This window comes from Shewanella sp. WE21, from assembly GCF_002966515.1.
GTDB classification, from domain to species: Bacteria; Pseudomonadota; Gammaproteobacteria; order Enterobacterales; family Shewanellaceae; genus Shewanella; species Shewanella oncorhynchi.
In genome coordinates, this window is the sequence record NZ_CP023019.1 from 3,467,758 (window position 1) to 3,486,878 (window position 19,121).

The 19,121-nt window shown below is 43.9% G+C and carries 21 protein-coding genes and 1 tRNA gene; 15 read left to right on the forward strand and 7 right to left on the reverse strand.

The features are described from left to right. Positions 1-56: 56 nt before the first annotated feature. The 4 genes from CKQ84_RS15285 to CKQ84_RS15300 all read right to left on the reverse strand — a co-directional run bounded on the left by CKQ84_RS15285 (position 57) and on the right by CKQ84_RS15300 (position 2,970). Entirely contained in the window at positions 57-296 is a 240-nt protein-coding gene (locus CKQ84_RS15285; protein ID WP_105251922.1) for a hypothetical protein, read from the reverse strand. After that, positions 293-1,621, reverse strand: coding sequence for a motility associated factor glycosyltransferase family protein (locus CKQ84_RS15290; protein ID WP_105251923.1), 1,329 nt, complete (start codon positions 1,619-1,621; stop codon positions 293-295). The genes CKQ84_RS15285 and CKQ84_RS15290 overlap by 4 nt, the downstream gene beginning before the upstream one ends. Before the next feature lie 51 nt (positions 1,622-1,672). After that, positions 1,673-1,748 (reverse strand) — tRNA-Arg (locus CKQ84_RS15295). Positions 1,749-1,803: 55 nt separating this feature from the next. Continuing rightward, entirely contained in the window at positions 1,804-2,970 is a 1,167-nt protein-coding gene (locus CKQ84_RS15300; protein ID WP_105251924.1) for a flagellar assembly protein FlgT, read from the reverse strand. Positions 2,971-3,250: 280 nt separating this feature from the next. On the opposite strand from CKQ84_RS15300, the gene CKQ84_RS15305 reads away from it, so the two are divergent. Further along, positions 3,251-3,883, forward strand: coding sequence for a FlgO family outer membrane protein (locus tag CKQ84_RS15305; protein WP_105251925.1), 633 nt, complete (start codon positions 3,251-3,253; stop codon positions 3,881-3,883). Next, positions 3,880-4,329, forward strand: a complete 450-nt coding sequence (locus CKQ84_RS15310; protein ID WP_028761215.1) for an LPP20 family lipoprotein — start codon at positions 3,880-3,882, stop codon at positions 4,327-4,329. Before CKQ84_RS15305 ends, CKQ84_RS15310 begins: the two co-directional genes overlap by 4 nt. A 127-nt stretch (positions 4,330-4,456) precedes the next feature. Here CKQ84_RS15310 and CKQ84_RS15315 read toward each other — a convergent pair whose 3' ends face one another. The 3 genes from CKQ84_RS15315 to flgA form a co-directional block, all read right to left on the reverse strand. Further along, complete coding sequence (locus tag CKQ84_RS15315) at positions 4,457-4,882, reverse strand: flagella synthesis protein FlgN (protein ID WP_028761214.1); 426 nt, start codon at positions 4,880-4,882, stop codon at positions 4,457-4,459. A 2-nt stretch (positions 4,883-4,884) separates the two neighbouring features. After that, positions 4,885-5,208, reverse strand: coding sequence for a flagellar biosynthesis anti-sigma factor FlgM (gene flgM, locus CKQ84_RS15320; RefSeq protein WP_105251926.1), 324 nt, complete (start codon positions 5,206-5,208; stop codon positions 4,885-4,887). A 75-nt stretch (positions 5,209-5,283) separates the two neighbouring features. Next, positions 5,284-5,991 (reverse strand): flagellar basal body P-ring formation chaperone FlgA, encoded by a 708-nt coding sequence (gene flgA / locus CKQ84_RS15325; RefSeq protein WP_028761212.1) that lies wholly within the window; start codon positions 5,989-5,991, stop codon positions 5,284-5,286. A gap of 205 nt (positions 5,992-6,196) precedes the next feature. Here flgA and CKQ84_RS15330 point away from each other — a divergent pair, with 205 nt between their 5' ends. The 13 genes from CKQ84_RS15330 (at position 6,197) to flgL (ending at position 19,117) form a co-directional block, all read left to right on the forward strand. Further along, on the forward strand, positions 6,197-7,117 hold the full coding sequence (locus tag CKQ84_RS15330; RefSeq protein WP_028761211.1) for a chemotaxis protein CheV: 921 nt from the start codon (positions 6,197-6,199) through the stop codon (positions 7,115-7,117). Between the two features lie 100 nt (positions 7,118-7,217). Continuing rightward, positions 7,218-8,057 (forward strand): protein-glutamate O-methyltransferase CheR, encoded by an 840-nt coding sequence (locus CKQ84_RS15335; protein WP_168824478.1) that lies wholly within the window; start codon positions 7,218-7,220, stop codon positions 8,055-8,057. Between the two features lie 143 nt (positions 8,058-8,200). Then, a complete protein-coding gene (gene flgB / locus CKQ84_RS15340) occupies positions 8,201-8,605 on the forward strand; it encodes a flagellar basal body rod protein FlgB (RefSeq protein ID WP_105251927.1) in 405 nt (134 codons plus the stop codon). 2 nt (positions 8,606-8,607) lie between these two features. Beyond that, the gene (flgC, locus tag CKQ84_RS15345) at positions 8,608-9,024 is read left to right on the forward strand and encodes a flagellar basal body rod protein FlgC (protein WP_006085646.1); all 417 of its coding nucleotides are present in this window, start codon (positions 8,608-8,610) and stop codon (positions 9,022-9,024) included. Positions 9,025-9,048: 24 nt separating this feature from the next. Further along, positions 9,049-9,819 (forward strand): flagellar hook assembly protein FlgD, encoded by a 771-nt coding sequence (flgD, locus tag CKQ84_RS15350; protein ID WP_105251928.1) that lies wholly within the window; start codon positions 9,049-9,051, stop codon positions 9,817-9,819. Between the two features lie 82 nt (positions 9,820-9,901). Continuing rightward, a complete protein-coding gene (gene flgE, locus CKQ84_RS15355) occupies positions 9,902-11,263 on the forward strand; it encodes a flagellar hook protein FlgE (RefSeq protein WP_105251929.1) in 1,362 nt (453 codons plus the stop codon). 173 nt (positions 11,264-11,436) lie between these two features. Further along, on the forward strand, positions 11,437-12,180 hold the full coding sequence (gene flgF, locus CKQ84_RS15360) for a flagellar basal-body rod protein FlgF (RefSeq protein ID WP_105251930.1): 744 nt from the start codon (positions 11,437-11,439) through the stop codon (positions 12,178-12,180). Between the two features lie 10 nt (positions 12,181-12,190). After that, the gene (gene flgG, locus CKQ84_RS15365; protein WP_028761205.1) at positions 12,191-12,979 is read left to right on the forward strand and encodes a flagellar basal-body rod protein FlgG; all 789 of its coding nucleotides are present in this window, start codon (positions 12,191-12,193) and stop codon (positions 12,977-12,979) included. A gap of 11 nt (positions 12,980-12,990) precedes the next feature. Beyond that, the gene (gene flgH, locus CKQ84_RS15370) at positions 12,991-13,665 is read left to right on the forward strand and encodes a flagellar basal body L-ring protein FlgH (protein ID WP_028761204.1); all 675 of its coding nucleotides are present in this window, start codon (positions 12,991-12,993) and stop codon (positions 13,663-13,665) included. A gap of 11 nt (positions 13,666-13,676) precedes the next feature. After that, positions 13,677-14,768 carry a flagellar basal body P-ring protein FlgI gene (locus CKQ84_RS15375; RefSeq protein ID WP_028761203.1) on the forward strand — a complete coding sequence of 364 codons (1,092 nt, stop codon included), beginning with the start codon at positions 13,677-13,679 and terminating at the stop codon, positions 14,766-14,768. A gap of 17 nt (positions 14,769-14,785) precedes the next feature. Further along, positions 14,786-15,928, forward strand: coding sequence for a flagellar assembly peptidoglycan hydrolase FlgJ (gene flgJ / locus CKQ84_RS15380; RefSeq protein WP_105251931.1), 1,143 nt, complete (start codon positions 14,786-14,788; stop codon positions 15,926-15,928). A gap of 40 nt (positions 15,929-15,968) precedes the next feature. Next, positions 15,969-17,894 (forward strand): flagellar hook-associated protein FlgK, encoded by a 1,926-nt coding sequence (gene flgK / locus CKQ84_RS15385; protein WP_028761201.1) that lies wholly within the window; start codon positions 15,969-15,971, stop codon positions 17,892-17,894. 11 nt (positions 17,895-17,905) lie between these two features. After that, positions 17,906-19,117: a flagellar hook-associated protein FlgL gene (flgL, locus tag CKQ84_RS15390; RefSeq protein WP_105251932.1), complete on the forward strand. Its 1,212-nt coding sequence runs from the start codon at positions 17,906-17,908 to the stop codon at positions 19,115-19,117. The last annotated feature ends 4 nt before the right edge of the window (positions 19,118-19,121 follow it).

The window sequence follows — 19,121 nt, forward strand, 5'->3', positions numbered from 1 at the left end:
ATAGTCTATTAACGGCAAGTCTCTGGGAAGCTTGATGCCCTGTTGCTCTTGCTTTATCAGACTAGTTCTATTAGTTCATACTCTAAATAATCGGCAAGGCTTAACCAATCGTGTTGCTCTTGTGCCTGAAGCATAGCAGGCAATATTTGCTGAAAAGTCGAATTAAGGACAAGTTCTGGGCAGTTTTTTTCTATTTTATCAAGACATAACCGTAACTCTACTGAAGCCTTTGCTTCTTGACCGAGTCTAAATAAACCTGCCGTTTGCCGCAGTGAATCTTGTAGGCTTAAGCTCATAATATAAGGTCCTTATACTGAGAACCGCGAATTTTAGCGCCTGATAAACTCGCTTGGTAAAACTTTACTTCTGGATGCTTGGCGATATAGTGTTCCAAGTGTCTGAGATATGCTCTTAGGTTTAGATCCGTCGCTATCCGCTGGCCTTTGCCATTGATCAACCAGTGTTTAGCTTCCTTCACTTTCTGAATAACCGCATTAACCCATATTTGTTCTTTTATATCGTTTTGACCAAATTTGTGATCATTCCAGAACGCATGACTCTTGTTATTGCAATAACAAAAATCACACCCTAATAGGGTAATTTCTTTTGCCTTTAATTTGATCGCTAAATCAATTGCCGGATGAATGACGCTTCCACTCGTGAACAGTCTTAGTTTGGGATATCGAGATGCGAGCTTGTCATATATTTTACTGCCTCCATAGGCAATAAATCTTTGGCCTAACCAAGCATTAAGTACAATTGGATCAACTCGGGGAAAATAAACAAGATTGATGTCATGAGTTGAGGCTAGCGGTAAATGGTATTCGCCTATTAACCCGTCAATGCAGATCACAATATCTGGTTTTATATTATTGTGAAGTAAACCACGTAATGCTGTATCGGCCGCAATGATCAGTGGTCTATGGGAACTTGAACTAATTTGTTGCAGATAATCATAATGTTCTTCTAAAGAAGGACCCGAGCCAATTACGATAGCCTTATAACTACTATGACTATTTATTAAGCTCGCGGCATCAGGATCGTGAGTAATATAGAGTTGGTTATCCTCGAAGCGTTTTAATATTGCAGGATCATCAGATTGATGTCGCTGATTAGAGAACTCACGATTGAGCTCCATGACTAATAAGTCTCTGAGAGTCGCATTTTCATCACTGACAAGGGCGAGATCTGGTGTAATTGCAATATTTGGAAAATTTAACTTTGTGCTTGGAAGCGCAGTCAAATTAATGTTCGGATGCTTTAACCATTCGCTTTGATCTGTGTAACTGATGAGGAGGGCAAAAACGCTGAGGTTTAAAATGCAAACATCAATTGAAAGATACTGTGGATTATCGATAAGTAAACTTGGTACATCTCCCATACCGACACCGTAGACGGTTACGTGAGTTGCATCTGCAGGTAATGTACTGATAAAGAGCCGTGCTTCGGCGATGCGGTTATGACGACTACTGAGCTGAATACCATTGACACTGATAGTTTGATTGCGACCGTTGACAAGGCGGGCATCTAATTCATTGATGGTTTGGCTTTTGACCGCAGCGGCTACTATAGGCCAACGCTTAACGATAATATTGAGATTAGACGCAAATAGCTCGGTCATTCCGTTTCTCCGGAAGATTTCTGGGAGTTTGATATCACCAAGGTCACTATCTGGTCTCTCCACAGGGACTCGAACCCCGATCGGCCGCTTAGGAGGCGGCTGCTCTATCCTGTTGAGCTATGAAGAGACGACAGTGATTATACTGGTTTTATCTTTGATTAAAAGGCTTATGATTTAGTTGCTTAAATCTTAAGCGCTATGTCGTTTATCTGTACATTGTAGGCGGCATTTTGGTCTACAAGTACTGCGGTGGCGCTTTCTTCGCTTACTTGCTCAATTTTTACCGTTGCACGACTTTTGCTCGCGACGGCGCGCATTTCATTGAGTCTATCGGGTAAGTTTTGTTGTAATACTACTTGGAATTTATCACCGACACGAATGCCATGTTTACGGCCTAGATTTAATATAATCCTGTCTGCTTGTCGGCTAACGACTTGGCCAAGTAATGGCCTGCAATTAAGTGTGCTGTCTAAATCTCGGGTAGCTTGCAATATTAATTGAGTAATACTTTTTCCATAGGAGGAACGCCAGAATCTATTACTGTTGGGAGCAATGATAGCCTGTTCTTCAAATTCCCATGGGGCCGATGTGCTGTAGCTTTTGCTCCAGACCTCTTCGCCACTGATCCCATGATAGAGGCTGAGTTTGAATTGAAATTGCCTTAGCGGAGCTTCATCCCAAAATCCTAAGAAGGTGGGTTGTACAGGCTCTATCGATATATCAATGATCTGCGGTTGAAGAATATATTGGCTGTCGGTAATTTCACTGAGCCAGCTTGGAAGTCGATAACCGCGAATATCCACTAGGTCTTGTTCAATATCGAGTCGCTCGTTAGCATGGATGTGACTAAAGCCAGTTGAAGAGTAATCTTCTATAGTGTTCCCTAACGCCTCTGAAATGACCTCTTCAAAGCCTGAAAGTTGTCCATATCTAAGCTGAGAACGATCTTTTATTTGTGTTTGAGGTATTAAAATAGCGGCCTTTAATTGGCCATTAGGACACTGTTGTGTTGGATCATCATTTAGATCGAGGCGTAGGGATACATATATTTTATTTCCCTGAATTTGTTCACTTACGAGTTGGATGTTTATGGCTTGGGCGTTGCGATTTATCGCAAAGTTATTTTGTGTGAGGTTACCATTAGAGGTTTGTTGCTCGCTGGATATTTGAATACCTGTGCTTAATGTCGCATAGCTAACAGCTTGATTAATTGCTTCTTCCCTTGCTTGAGCTGTATTACCATTGATAATAGTTGCTTCTCCGCTGGCTTCTATCCATTCGGCTCTGGTGGGCAAAGAAAGTAGTAAAAGGCTCAAAATGATGAGCGAAGCTGAACCTGTTATGTGCATCAATTCAATCCTTATCGCTAAGCTAATGGCGATATTACCAATCGAGCCAGTTTTCTGACTCTTAATCTAATATGGCAATAAAGCAAATTTCGTGCCTGAGTATGAGAACTTTTGATAAAGTTTCCATTGTTACAGTCGATATACTGCGTAATAGAAGAATATTGTCGGACTGAGGTTAATATTGGTCCGAAGATTGCTGGTTTTTGTTACTCATTAAAAATTTGAAGCTTAGAAAGTGAGTCATTTGACTGGCAATGCACCCATAGATGAGGTAAATCCAATGCTAAAGCGTGTGATTATTCCCTTAACATTGATAATGTTAGGTGGATGTGTAGCTAAACCAGTTACGCCGCCCAAACCGAGTTTAGTGGATGGCAATGGGTTGCCGCCAACGGCAGTGATTAACCATTTAGCACAGCGAATAGTGACTGAGCTCGTTAAGCAAAATGATGCTTTGCGTGCTGATCAACCTATCGTAATTGCAACACCAGTATTAGTGGGCGATTTGAATGGCACTAATGCGTTAGCGCAACAGTTACAGCAAGGATTAATGACATCGCTCCATAGCTTTCAGTTTAATGTGGTGGATTTAAACTTAGCTGATGGCTTGAGAGTAACATCTGACGGGGATTTTATTTTGACGCGAGATTGGCAAAAATTGTCGAAAGATCTTCCTGTTGAGCATCTTGTCGTTTCGACTATGAGCGTAGTAACCAATGGTATGGCGATCAATACTCGGATTGTGAACATTAGTAACAATCGCGTGGTATCGGCATCTCAAACTTTTGTGACTCAAAAAGAGTTGGCAAACTACATGCAGCCTTCGGAGCAAATTGTGTCACAAAATGGCATCTTATATCGTCAGGCGAGTCCAGGCATGAATGAAGTGCGTGTCTTAGGAGATGGAAAATGAAACGCTACCTTTTAGTTATTGTGGCGCTAATGCTAACTGGCTGCGCTGCTAAAGATAGATATGTGCAATGGGAAGATGTGCCGCCGCCGAGTTTTCCTAAGTTAACGGCTATAGGATATGCGCCCTTAGCGACTCAACCGGCTAAAGAGCAATCACAAAGAGTGTTGATGGCTATGCAGGCATCAAAAATTGTGGCTTATCGTGAATTAGCGGAACAAGTTTATGGGCAGAAAATAACGGCAAATAGCAGTGTCAGTGATTGGATGTTGACGGACGATAATGTCAAAGCGTCAGTTTCTGGCGTGATCCGCGGCGCACGAGTCGTTAAGAGTTATCCAGCAGGCGAGCATTATGTCACTGAGTTAGAACTTGATTTTTCACAGGTTTGGGCGCTTTATCAACAACAGAACCGTCCACAACGAGTGAAGGAAGTGACGTATTTCTAGCGTTATTGAATGTATGTTCAACAGCATGTATTGAGCCGCGTATTAACGCGGCTTTTCTTTTTGTACAAGACATTAAGATCTAATCAGAGCTTAGAAAAGGGAATGCTAAGTGGGAGTGATGCGCTTGTTAGGCCTTTAAATCATTGCCTAAACTTGAGATAGTCGAGGTCTTGCCTTTATCGTTATAGGTGAGGCTGGAGGCGTTTCTGCTGGCTTGTAAAGCTTGAGCAAAGCGATTTAAACTCGCTAAATTCATCTCAATTAAACTGGCATTTTGTTCGTTTAATTCTTTGCATTCAGTCAATGCGTCTTTGATCTCGGCCATTTTATGTACGAGTTCGACTTGCTGAGTGAGTAGCGATTTATCACTGTGTTTTGCCAGAATATCATCATTATTCTTTAGTTCTTTCAGACATTGCGATTTTTCGTTAGCAAGGGAAAGCAGTAAATCGGCGTTTTGGTCAACCAAAGCGCCTTTTTCCTTGAGTATGATTTGCTTAAGAACAGCCAAATGGGCGTGTTGTAGATCTACCAGTTTAGCTATTTCAGTCATAGTTACTCTTTATTTAAGTCATTAAGTTCGGCTTCAAAACTTGCAATATTGGCAGCCAACTTTTCAGGGTCAATTTTATAGCGACCTTCGGCAATAGCTTGTTTGATTTCGGCTACTTTCTTTTGATCAACTTCAGGAAGGCTAGCCATTTTAGTCTGAGCTCCTTGAAGTTGTTGTGCCTGGGCCGTAATGACCACTGAATCGCTTCTCTGTGGTGTTGTCGATTTTGCAGCAACTTGAGCAGATTGATCGCTGCTCGTTTTCGTTGCGCCTGAACGAACTTGCGCAGTCGTTGCAGTATTGAGTTTGCTAATATCAATTGCCATTTTAGGCTCCAGCGTCGTGTGTACGGGATTTCTTAACTGGGGTATCGGCAGCTTACAAAAAAGCTTTAGATTATTTTACATTCTTACTTCAACTTCGCCAATGCCTGTGACTATAGCATCTAGTTCTTTGTTTGAACTGCTATTTTTGACTCTGATCCGATCACCTTTATTGCCATCTTGTAGGGCTTCGCCCACTGTTTTGAGCTCGAATGAGCCTGAACGAACGTAGATAGATACCGAATCATTTTTACAAACGAAGCATAAGTTGTTGCTTAATATTGGATTATCTTTTGCTACTCGTCGTTTTACTCGCACGCCAGCCAATTTACTCGGGTCATCGAATTCGGCACCTCTCAAGCTATTTTGTTCAATGTAACGGACTTCTACTTGACTAGGAGAGATGAGTTCGCCTGGTGCTAAGATTTCGGTTGAGACAACAACGGGGAATAAGATATCCACCCGAACCGAGATATAGATTTGCCAAGGGTAAGCTAAGTCTTGTGTATCGCAGCTGACTTTTAAGGTGTTATTACGGCTAATTTCCCTATCGCTAGCCAGTTCTACTTTCATTGGAGATGAACATTGTGACGGCAGCATTCTTGCGTCAACCATCTGTGGCGAAATATTTACTTTGGCATTTTCTGGAACGGATATTTTTTCTGAAATAAGCGCTTTAGCTAATTCTGAGATTGCCGATACGGTGGGGACAATAGGCTCTGCACTCGCAAAAGCGGGCATGAAGAGGGTGAAAAGACTAAAAAAACAGACTAAATTTACTTTCATAATGAAGAGACTAGCTTGTAACGCCAGAATGCACCTATACTTTTATTAAGTTCGAAGCTGACCACTGTAATAATAATTTGCATCACTGTCAGAAGATTGACTCAGTTTCGACTATGTTTATCGATAGATAAGACGTAAGCAATTAATATGCCTATACTCAACTGAGTTATAGGGCCGAACATAAACAGAACAACAAGGCAGAGTTATGTCGAGTATTCTTGATTCAGTCAACAAACGAACCCAGCTCGTTGGACAAAACCGTTTAGAATTACTGCTTTTTAAATTAAACGGTCGTCAACGGTTTGGGATTAACGTGTTTAAGGTGAAAGAAGTACTGCAGTGTCCACCACTGACCACTTTGCCTAAACTTAATCCTTATGTGAAGGGTGTTGCTCATATTCGTGGAACAACCATTTCAGTGATTGATTTGAGTGCGGCAACAGGGGGAAAACCTTTAGCGAGCACTGAAAACTGTTTCATCATTATTTCTGAATATAACCGCAGTGTTCAAGGCTTCTTGGTCAGTTCTGTTGAGCGGATCATCAACATGAATTGGGAAGCGATTATGCCTCCGCCGCAAGGTGCTGGCCGTTATTCTTATCTGACAGCTGTGACTGAAATTGAAGGTGAATTAGTTGAAATTCTCGATGTGGAAAAAATCTTAGATGAGATTTCACCAGTTAAAACGGCTATCAGTGAAGAAGCCAATGAAAAACTGACCCTCGACAGAACTCAGCATTATCATATTATGGTTATTGATGATTCTGCCGTGGCGCGTAAACAAATTATTCGTTCACTCGAGTCATTGAATTTACAAATTGATACCGCAAAAGATGGTCGCGAAGCATTAGACAAGCTTAAAGAGATCGCCAAAGAGATGGATAATGTGGCCGATGAGATCCCCCTCATAATCTCTGATATTGAGATGCCTGAAATGGATGGCTACACCCTGACCGCTGAAATCCGAGATGATCCTAAGCTTAAGCATATTAAAGTGGTACTGCATACTTCGTTAAGTGGTGTATTCAATCAGGCAATGGTTCAAAAAGTGGGGGCTAATGACTTTATCGCTAAGTTTAATCCCGACGAACTGGCTGCTGCTGTGAATAAGCATTTAAGTTTGTAATTGCTGTAGGTTAGTACCTAGATACGCTTTACGCTATAATCTCGACTTTATAACATGATGGTTTCGCACTGATTTTGGTGCTTGCTATAGGATTTAGGATGTGAATGTGCCAAATAAATCACTCGCTGAGGCTGAATATAATCAATTTAGGTTGTTCTTAGAGCAACACAGCGGCATCGTACTGGGTGAAAATAAGCAATATCTTGTGCGCAGTCGTCTTGCTCCTTTGATGGGCAAATATAACCTGCCATCCTTATCTGATGTGGTTAAGCATTCGATGAAGCCTACTGAGCGTGCGCTCAGAGCTGAAGTGATCGATGCTATGACGACTAATGAAACCCTTTGGTTCCGTGATCGTTATCCATTTGAGTTGTTGAATAATGTCCTACTACCTGAATACAGTCGTCTGGGGCGTCCGCTTAAAATTTGGTCTGCGGCTTGCTCGTCTGGCCAAGAGCCATACTCATTGGCTATGACTATTCTTGAGTATCAACAGAAGAAGCCTGGTGCCCTGGCTGGTAGTGCTTCGATTCAAGCAACGGATTTATCTCCTTCCATGTTGGAACGTTGCAAAAATGCCGAGTACGATAGTTTGGCATTAGCGCGTGGTTTATCTGAAGAACGTAAGCGTCAGTTTTTTGATGCATTACCTTCAGGCAATATGAAGTTAAAGGACAATGTGAAGCGGTTGGTGAACTTTAGAGCGCATAATTTACTCGAGAGTTATAGTCTGCTTGGCAAGTTCGACATTATCTTTTGCCGCAATGTGCTGATTTATTTTGCACCAGAGGCAAAGGCAAAAATTTTGCGGCAATTCGCTGCCGCTCTCAATCCCAAAGGGATTTTATTTCTCGGTGCATCAGAATCTATCGCTGGTTTAACGGACGAGTTTGATATGGTTCGTTGTAACCCTGGCATTTATTACCAAAAAAAGACTTAACTCAGCCGCTCTAAAGAAAATTACCGACAATTGTCGGTAATTTTTTACTCATCGCTTGTTCATCCTTGTTGTTATTCTCAAAATTTTCCTGATGTTGGCACATGAATTGCTTTGTTTTCGTGAGAACACGAGGAGGCAATTTTATGGCGATCAATTTTGATAATGCACTGGGTGTGCATCAATACACTCTCGGTATTAGAGCGCAGCGGGCTGAAGTTATTTCAAGCAATATCGCTAACGCGGATACGCCACATTACAAAGCCCGCGATGTTGATTTTTCTGCGGCAATGCAGGCCGCTCGAGGCCAACAGCTGCAGCGAAATAGTCTTGAAATGCAAGAGCCAGATAAGCATTTTGGGCTTGCGGAGTTGACTGGGCAATTTGTTAAGTTCCGTGTGCCAAATCAACCCGATACCGGTGATGGTAATACTGTTGATATCCAACAGGAACAATCGGCATTCATGCAAAATGCACTTGAATATCAAATGTCGCTAGGTTTTTTAGATAGTAAGTTTAGTGGCATGAAGAAAGCGTTGAGAGGGGATTAATCATGAGTTTATTTAGCATATTTGATGTTGCTGGCTCGGGAATGTCTGCTCAATCGGTCAGGCTAAACACCACCGCGAGCAACATAGCTAACGCGGATTCCGTCTCGAGTAGTGTAGATAAGACCTATCGTTCCCGTCATCCCATTTTTGAAGCCGAAATGGCTAAAGCCCAAAGTCAGCAACAAGCTTCTCAAGGCGTTGCGGTAAAAGGCATTGTAGAAAGTGATAAACCACTACTGAAAGAATATTCGCCCGATCATCCAATGGCGGATGCGGACGGCTTTATTTATAAACCGAATGTTAATGTCATGGAAGAAATGGCAGATATGATTTCTGCTTCGCGCTCATATCAAATGAATGTTCAAGTCGCTGAAGCAGCTAAGTCTATGCTGCAACAAACACTTGGGATGGGTAAATAACATGTGTTACTTAGGAGGTAAGCTGTGAGCCTCATTAATCAAATTAACCAAGCGTCGGCGCAGACGGCTCAAAATAAGAGTCAGCCAAATGCCGTTACGACGAATTCATCAACCAGCTCAACGGGTAATCCGTTTCTTGATGGCATACGTTTGCCAAAAGAGTCAATAGTACCGGAAGCAAAAAGCCAGCAGTTAACTCAAGATGACTTTTTCTCGTTATTAAGCCAACAGTTATCGATGCAAGATCCCTTTAAGCCCGTCGACAACGACCAAATGATTGCGCAGATGGCATCATTCTCGACGGTTGATGGTATTACTAAGTTGAATAAGGAAATCGTTAATTTAAACGGTGTTATGACATCAAGCCAAGCATTACAGGCATCAGGACTTGTTGGTCGCAAGGTGTTGATCCCAACTGATACAGGTAACATTTCAGCTGAAAGCCCAACAATAAAAGGTGTGATTAGCACGCCAGCTAAAATTCCTGAAGTTACTGTACGTGTTGAGGATGAGAAAGGCCAAGTTGTGACCACCTTTAAAGTTGATGGCAGTAAGGGGGGCAATGTCGATGTTAACTGGGATGGCCTCGATAAAGATGGAAAACCTGTAACCGCAGGTAACTATACGATCAAGGCGAGTGGTTTAGTGGATGGGAAATCCCAAGAATTGCCAGTCTCGACCTATGCTCATGTGACCAGCGTTTCTCTCGGTACGGCCAGTACTGGCGCGATTCTTAACTTGAGAGGCGGTATGGGCATCAAGTTAACCGATGTGTTAGCTGTGTCTGAAACCTAAGCTTGTATAAAAGAATTTTTGCAGCATCCGAATTGGGCGTAAATCGCTCATAAATGAATTGAGTCAAGTGTAGAGGTGAATTATGTCGTTTAACATTGCATTGAGTGGCATTTCTGCTGCGCAGAAAGATTTAAACACTACGGCGAATAACATTGCTAATGCGAACACCATTGGCTTTAAAGAGTCCCGTGCTGAATTTGCGGATGTTTACGCTAATTCTATTTTTTCAAATGCTAAAACTGCTGTCGGTGGTGGTGTTGCGACGAGCCAAGTGGCACAGCAATTCCATCAAGGTAGCTTACAGTTGACGAATAACTCCCTTGATATGGCGATTAAAGGGGGTGGCTTTTTCGTTACTGCCTCTGAACTGGGTACATTAGACCACTCGTTTACCCGTGCTGGAGCATTTAAGGTCGATAAAAATAATTACATGGTTGATTCTGCTGGTAATTATTTGCAAACTTTCCCAGTGGATAAAGATGGGAACTCGACATCAGTGAGTTTAACGACGGCTAAGCCGGTACAAATACCAGACACTGCAGGTAGCCCTGTAAAGACTGAGAATGTTACTTTACAAATGAACTTAAATGCTAAGGAAAGTGCACTCGACCCCGCGGCATTCGATCCTCTAGATGCAAAAACCTACAATAACGTTACATCAATGACAATTTATGACTCACTCGGTGAGCCACATATTATGACCACTTATTTTGTTAAGCCCAAAGATGGTTCGTACAATGGTGAGAACAATTGGGTAGCTTACTATGCTGTTGATGGAAAACAAGTCGATCTAGCCGGTCCTGCTGGTACTTATCAAACAGATACCACTGGCGATGGTACACCTGATGCAACGGGCACAGCTCAAACTGCTGGTGGTTGGAAAGGCTCTGTCCTCAAGTTTAATTCTGTTGGTGTCTACACTGGTAGTGATCCTGCTATAGTCAAGACTGAGGCTTTGGGCGTCAGTGGTGCGGGTGTTTTAGGGGCTGGTGCCGATGGTACTCAAGATTTGACTGTGAAGTTTAATGCCCCAACGCAATATGCGGCTCCTTTTGGTGCAACTGAGTTGACGCAAGATGGTACGACTGTAGGTCGCTTAACTAACGTTGAAATCGGCGAAGATGGTTTAGTGACCGCGAGTTATTCTAATGGTTCAACCGTGCCTTTAGCACGGGTTGCTTTAGTTCGTTTTGCTAACGAACAAGGTTTAACGCAAGTGGGTAATACGTCGTGGAAGGCTAGTTTGAACTCTGGTCCAGCGTTAGCGGGTGAGGCAAATAGTGGAACTTTTGGTAGCATCAGTTCATCGGCGTTAGAGCAATCGAACATTGATTTGACGACTGAACTGGTCGATTTAATTTCGGCACAGCGTAACTTCCAAGCGAACTCTCGTACCCTTGAAGTGAATAACACGCTGCAACAAACCGTATTACAAATCCGCTAATCATTACTTTATTTAACTAAGTGTTGCCGCCAGTGGCAACACTTAGCCTTTATCCTGCCGTCAAATCACTTCATTTTCATATTTTTCAATTCTATCAGTAAATTAAACGTTATTTTTTGTTGGCATGATGCTTGCTTTGATATTGTCATGTAGAAAATTTGACGGAGCAGTCTGTGGACAAATTCCTTTATGTCGCCATGAGTGGCGCTAAGCAAAATATGAATGAGCTGGCACTCCGTGCGAACAACTTAGCCAATGCTAATACCGATGGTTTTAAATCAGATATGGCGCAGGCCAGATCGATGCAAGCCTTCGGTGAAGGGTTGCCTTCAAGGGTGTTTGCGATGACAGAATCTCCGTCAGCTAATTTTCGCTCTGGTCCGATAAAAACCACTGGACGGGATCTCGATGTTGCCATTAAAGGCGATGGCTGGTTTGCCGTTCAGGCGAAAGATGGCAGTGAAGCTTATACCCGTTCAGGTAGTCTCAGTTTCGATGCGACGGGCATGTTGTATAACGACAGAGGCAATCCCGTGATGGGGGATGCTGGCCCGATAGTGCTGCCATTACCTATTGATAAAGTGTCAATTTCACAGGATGGCATAGTGTCAGTTCGCCCTCAGGGGGCGACTGCTGAAGTGATAGAAGAAGTGGCGAGATTGAAGTTAGTCAATCCCGGCAATGCGCAGATGATGCGTGGTGAAGATGGATTATTTCGACAAATGTCAGGTGAACCAGCACCAGCTGACCCTTTCGTCGCAGTTGAAAGTGGCGCCGTAGAGGGCAGTAACGTTAACCCTGTTGATGAAATGGTGTCTTTGATTGATCTTCAGCGGCAGTTTGAATTGCAAGTCAAGATGATGAAAACCGCGGAAGAGAATGATCGCGCTTCATCTTCATTAATGCGTATTAGTTAGGAGATAGATTATGCATCCGGCGTTATGGATTAGTAAAACTGGCTTAGACGCACAGCAAACTGATATTTCAGTGATTTCAAACAACGTAGCGAACGCTAGCACTGTGGGCTACAAAAAAAGCCGCGCAGTATTTGAAGATTTACTCTATCAAACAGTTAACCAAGCGGGTGGTGTTAGTGCATCTAACACTAAGCTACCCAACGGATTAAACATAGGTGCGGGTACGAAAGTCGTCGCCACTCAAAAAATGTTTACTCAGGGTAACATGCTGACGACGGATAACTCACTGGATCTCATGATTGAAGGTCCTGGATTTTTTGAAATCCAGCTCCCTGATGGAACCACTGCTTATACTCGAAATGGTCAGTTTACCTTAGACGATACGGGTCAGATTGTGACGCCAGGTTCTGGCTATTTGCTACAACCCGCGATCACTATTCCTGATAATGCGACCAGTATTACCGTTTCAGCGGAGGGTGAAGTTTCAGTAAAAACGCCGGGTACCGCTGAGAACCAAGTCGTGGGTCAGTTGACTATGACGGATTTTATTAATCCATCGGGTCTAGATCCTATGGGACAAAACTTATATACGGAAACCGGTGCGAGTGGTACGCCCATTCAAGGGACCGCTTCGTTAGATGGCATGGGTGCTATTCGTCAAGGCGCCTTAGAAACCTCTAACGTTAACGTGACCGAGGAACTGGTGAACCTTATCGAAAGTCAGCGCATTTACGAGATGAACTCTAAAGTGATTTCAGCGGTAGATCAGATGCTGTCTTATGTGACTCAGAATTTATAGAGGCAAACATCATGGCTAGATATCTTGTGTTGGCCGTCGCGTTATTACTTGCAGCCTGTAGCTCGACGCAAAAGAAACCCCTTGCGGATGATCCCTTTTACGCGCCGGTATACCCAGAGGCGCCGCCGACAAAAATTGCCGCAACTGGCTCTATTTATCAAGACAGCCAAGCATCTAGCTTGTATTCGGATATACGCGCCCACAAAGTCGGTGACATTATCACTATCGTATTGAAGGAATCGACTCAGGCGAAGAAGAGTGCAGGCAATCAGATCAAAAAAGGTTCAGACATGAGCTTAGATCCCATCTTTGCTGGTGGTAGTAATGTGTCCATTGGCGGAGTGCCAATTGATTTGCGTTACAAAGATAGCATGAACACTAAGCGTGAATCGGATGCGGATCAGAGCAATAGTCTAGATGGCAGCATCTCGGCAAACGTGATGCAAGTACTGAACAACGGCAGTTTAGTGATCCGTGGTGAAAAATGGATTTCAATTAATAACGGTGATGAGTTTATTCGTGTCACTGGTCTCGTTCGCTCGCAGGACATTAAACCCGATAACACTGTCGATTCAACGCGAATGGCTAATGCCCGTATCCAATACAGTGGCACAGGCACTTTCGCAGATGCTCAAAAAGTGGGCTGGTTAAGCCAGTTCTTTATGAGCGACTGGTGGCCCTTCTAAGGAGTCGTATCATGAAATATAAACTGGTGTTAGCCGTTGCCATGCTAGTGTTTTCTCTACCTAGTCAGGCTGAACGAATTAAAGATATTGCCAATGTGCAAGGTGTGCGTAGTAACCAGTTGATTGGTTATGGCTTAGTGGTCGGTTTACCGGGAACGGGGGAAAAAACCAGTTATACCGAGCAGACCTTTATGACTATGCTCAAAAACTTTGGGATTAATCTTCCTGACAACGTCAAACCGAAAATTAAAAACGTTGCAGTGGTAGCCGTACATGCGGATATGCCTGCCTTTATCAAACCTGGTCAAGATCTTGACGTGACGGTATCTAGCTTAGGTGAAGCCAAAAGCTTACGCGGTGGAACCTTATTACAGACCTTTTTGAAAGGGGTAGATGGTAATGTGTATGCGATTGCCCAAGGTAGTTTAGTGGTGAGTGGTTTTAGTGCCGATGGTTTAGATGGTTCAAAGGTGATTCAAAATACGCCAACTGTTGGTCGTATACCGAATGGCGCGATTGTTGAGCGTAGTGTAGCAACCCCATTTTCAACTGGCGATTATTTGACGTTTAACCTACGTCGTTCGGATTTCTCTACTGCGCAGCGCATGGCCGATGCGATCAATGATCTATTAGGTCCAGATATGGCGCGTCCTTTAGATGCGACGTCTGTTCAGGTAACGGCTCCACGTGATGTATCACAACGGGTCTCCTTTTTAGCAACGCTTGAAAACCTTGATGTTGTTCCCGCAGAGGAATCTGCCAAAGTGATTGTTAATTCACGTACTGGAACCATAGTGGTTGGGCAAAACGTACGCTTACTCCCTGCGGCGATTACCCATGGCGGCATGACTGTCACTATTGCGGAGGCGACACAGGTTTCGCAGCCTAACGCGTTGGCAAATGGTCAAACAACCGTCACGAGTAATAGTACGATTACAGCAACAGAAAGTGACCGCCGTATGTTTATGTTTAATCCAGGCACTACGCTGGATGAGCTGGTTAGAGCGGTTAACTTAGTCGGTGCAGCCCCTTCAGATGTGTTAGCAATACTTGAAGCATTAAAAGTGGCAGGAGCTTTGCATGGTGAACTTATCATCATCTAATTTCTGTCGGGAAAATCATGGAAAAGCTTTCAAGTTCATCACATTTTCTTGACCTGGGCGGACTAGATTCACTCCGCGCCCAGGCTCAGAAAGATGAGAAGGGCGCCTTGAAAAAGGTTGCCCAACAATTTGAAGGTATTTTCGTGCAAATGCTGATGAAAAGTATGCGCGATGCCAATGCGGTTTTTCAGTCTGATAGTCCACTCAATAGCCAATACACTCAGTTTTACGAGCAGATGCGCGATCAGCAGTTATCGGTCGATTTATCTGACAAAGGTGTATTGGGCCTTGCCGATATGATGGTGCAGCAACTCTCTCCCGAAACAAGTCATTTCACGCCTGCATCGGTATTGCGTGACGATGGTGGCATGAAAATGCTCCACGACGATAAAGCGCTTAATGTGCCTATGCAGAGTTCAGCCGCTCCTGTGGTTGAACCCACAGTTGTAAATCATGGTGTGCCGGCTGCTATTGCTCGGCCTGTATTTGAACCGGATAGAGCTGAAGATGCAAATTCATCAATGGACATTGATGCGCCTAATCGTTCACTGGCTATCAATACGCCTAAGCCGAGCTGGAGTGAACAATCACTTTCAGTGGTAGAACCTGTGATTAGCGGCCAAGTTTTGCCGACGGCAGCATTTAGGGAAACCCAAAAAATTGTCAGGTTCGGTAGTCGAGAAGAATTTTTAGCGACCTTATATCCACATGCTGAAAAAGCCGCAAAAACATTAGGTACCCAACCAGAAGTATTATTGGCGCAATCGGCACTGGAAACTGGCTGGGGACAAAAAATCGTCCGCGGCAATAACGGTGCGCCGAGTCATAACCTATTCAACATTAAAGCTGATCGTCGTTGGTTAGGCGATAAGGCTAACGTCAGTACCTTAGAATTTGAGCACGGTGTTGCTGTCCAGCAAAAAGCTGACTTCCGAGTTTATAGTGATTTCGAGCATAGCTTTAACGATTTTGTGTCCTTCATTGCCGAAGGTGAACGTTATCAAGATGCGAAAAAAGTGGCCGCTTCCCCAACTCAATTCATCCGAGCTTTGCAGGATGCGGGTTATGCCACTGATCCTCGATACGCTGAAAAAGTGATTAAAGTGATGCAGTCGATCAGTGAAGAACTGAAATCAATTCTGCCAGGAGAAGACAAATGATGAATCTTACAACCCTGTTTGTTCATAGGAGTGTCAACTAATGGCCGTTGATCTACTGAATATAGCGCGAACTGGGGTGCTTGCCTCCCAGTCACAACTGGGTGTTACCAGTAATAACATAGCTAACGCCAATACCGCTGGTTACCACAGACAAGTGGCAACCCAGTCGACTCTTGAATCGCAGCGTTTTGGTAGTAGCTTTTATGGCACGGGAACTTACGTTAATGACGTTAAGCGTATCTACAATGACTATGCCGCAAGAGAGTTACGCATTGGCCAAACAACGTTAAGCGCCGCCGAAGCCAGCTACGGTAAATTGAGTGAGCTAGATCAGCTGTTTTCACAGGTAGGTAAAGTTGTGCCACAAAGCTTGAATGACCTGTTTTCGGGGCTGAATAGTGTGGCTGATTTACCTGCAGATTTGGGTATCCGGAGTTCGACCCTAACAAACGCACAGCAAGTTGCCAGCAGTCTTAATCAGATGCAGTCGTATTTGAATGGCCAGCTTAATCAGACCAATGACCAGATCACAGGTATGACTAAGCGTATCAATGAGATCAGTACAGAACTGGCAAATTTAAACCTAGAGTTAATGAAGTCGCCGAATCAGGATGCGCAGTTGCTTGATAAGCAAGATGCACTTGTTCAAGAGTTAAGCCAGTACGCTCAAGTGAATGTTATTCCATTAGAAAATGGTGCTAAGAGCGTAATGCTTGGTGGCTCAGTGATGTTGGTTTCTGGTGAAATTGCTATGACGATGGGAGTCCAAGCGGGTGATCCATTTCCGAATGAGCTCCAATTGACTTCAAGTATTGGTTCGCAAAGTGTCACTGTTGATCCGAGTAAACTTGGCGGTCAGTTAGGGGCCATTTTTGATTATCGTGATCAAACGTTAATTCCCGCGGGTCATGAGCTCGATCAATTAGCCTTGGGCGTGGCTGATAACTTCAATAAAATGCAAGCACAAGGTATTGACCTCAATGGGCAAGTTGGTGCCAATATCTTCAAAGATATCAACGATCCTATGATGTCTTTGGGCCGTGCAGCAGGTTTTTCTGGTAATACGGGTAATGCAACGTTAGGCGTCACCATAGATGACACCAGTTTATTAACTGGTGGTGCCTACGAACTGTCATTTACCGCGCCTGCAACTTATGAGCTGAGAGATTCGAAAACGGGGGCAATTACGCCACTGACGTTAACTGGCTCGACTTTATCGGGTGGCTCTGGATTTTCAATTGACATAAAAGCGGGCGCTATGGCGTCTGGCGATCGTTTTGCCATTCGTCCGACAGCGGGTGCTTCAAATGGCATTGAAGTGGTCATGAAAGACCCTAAAGGCATTGCCGCCGCATCACCAAAGATTACCGCCGATGCCGCTAACTCTGGCAATACCCAAGTGAAGCTGACTCAAATTAGCAATCGCAATGCCGCAAATTTCCCTGTAACGGGCAGTGAGTTGACGATAAAGCTCGATACCACAGTTGTGCCTCCAACCTATGAAGCATTCGACGCCGCGGGAACATCCCTTGGGGCTGCAGCCCCTTATACGCCTCCGAGTATTAGCGCTTTTGGTTTTACCTTTGAAGTTGACAGCAAAGCGGCTGCAGGCAATGACAGATTTACCTTCGATTTATCCTTCGCAGAGGGGGATAACTCTAATGCTGTCGCTATGGCTAAGTTGAGCGAAAGTAAGGTGATGAATGGGGGAAAGTCGACCCTAGCTGATGTGTTCGAGAATACTAAGCTCGAGGTAGGCAGTAAAACGAAAGCGGCTGAAGTGCGTGTCGGTTCGGCAGAGGCCGTGTATCAACAAGCTTATGCGCGAGTAGAGAGTGAGTCGGGTGTGAACTTAGATGAAGAAGCAGCAAATTTAATGCGTTTTCAGCAAGCCTATCAAGCCTCTGCGCGGATCATGACGACTGCACAGCAGATTTTTGACACCTTATTATCCTCAGTGCGTTAGGAGATTTAACTATGCGATTATCATCCGCGCAGATTTTTAATCAAAGCATTACCAGTGTGCTGCAAAAGCAAACGGCGACCAGCAAAATTCTTGACCAATTGAGCAGTGGTAAGAAAGTCAATACTGCTGGTGATGATCCTGTGGCGTCACAGGGTATTGATAATCTGAATCAGAAAAATGCACTCGTCGATCAGTTTATGAAAAATATTGACTATGCGACAAATCGTCTTGCTGTGGCAGAAAGTAAACTCGGTAGTGCTGAAGATTTAACTGGCTCTATGCGTGAGCAAGTTATGCGAGCGATAAACGGCACACTATCAGGAACTGAGCGGCAAATGATTGCCGAAGAGATGAAAGGCAGCTTAGAAGAATTGCTCTCTATTGCCAATAGTAAGGATGAATCTGGCAATTATATGTTCTCTGGTTTCAGTACCGATAAAGAACCTTTTGCTTTTGATAACTCGACGCCGCCTAAAATAGTGTATAGCGGCGACTCTGGCGTCAAAAATAGTTTAGTACAAACGGGTGTTGCCATGGGGACAAACATCCCTGGCGATAGCGCGTTTATGAAAGCACCCAATGGACTTGGTGATTATAGCGTCAATTATTTGGCCAGCCAGCAGGGGGAGTTTAGCGTTAAAACAGCAAAAATTGCTGATGCTGCAACTTATGTTGCTGATACATATACATTTAACTTCACTGATAATGGCGCCGGCGGTACTAACTTGCAAGTGCTCGATTCTGCAAGTAATCCCGTCGCAAACGTAGTTAACTTCGATGCCACTAATCCCGTTAGTTTTAATGGTATAGAAGTTAAAATTGATGGAAAACCCAGCGCTGGCGATACTTTCACCATGGAGCCGCAGGCCGAAGTCAGTATTTTCGATACGATCAGCAGTGCGATTGCATTAATTGAAGACCCTAATTCTGCCAACACTCCCCAAGGTCGAGCTCAGTTGGCACAGATATTGAATAACATCGATAGTGGCGTCAATCAAATTAGTTCTGCCAGAAGTGTGGCGGGGAATAATCTGAAAGTTGTCGAAAGTTACAAAGAGACTCATACCGAGGAGAAAGTGGTGAACTCATCAGCGCTATCACTCTTGGAAGATCTCGATTATGCATCAGCGATTACGGAATTTGAAAAGCAACAGCTTGCATTGAACGCAGTCTCTAGCGTGTTTAGTAAGGTGGGTTCTGTTTCCCTGTTCGACTTTATTTAACAGA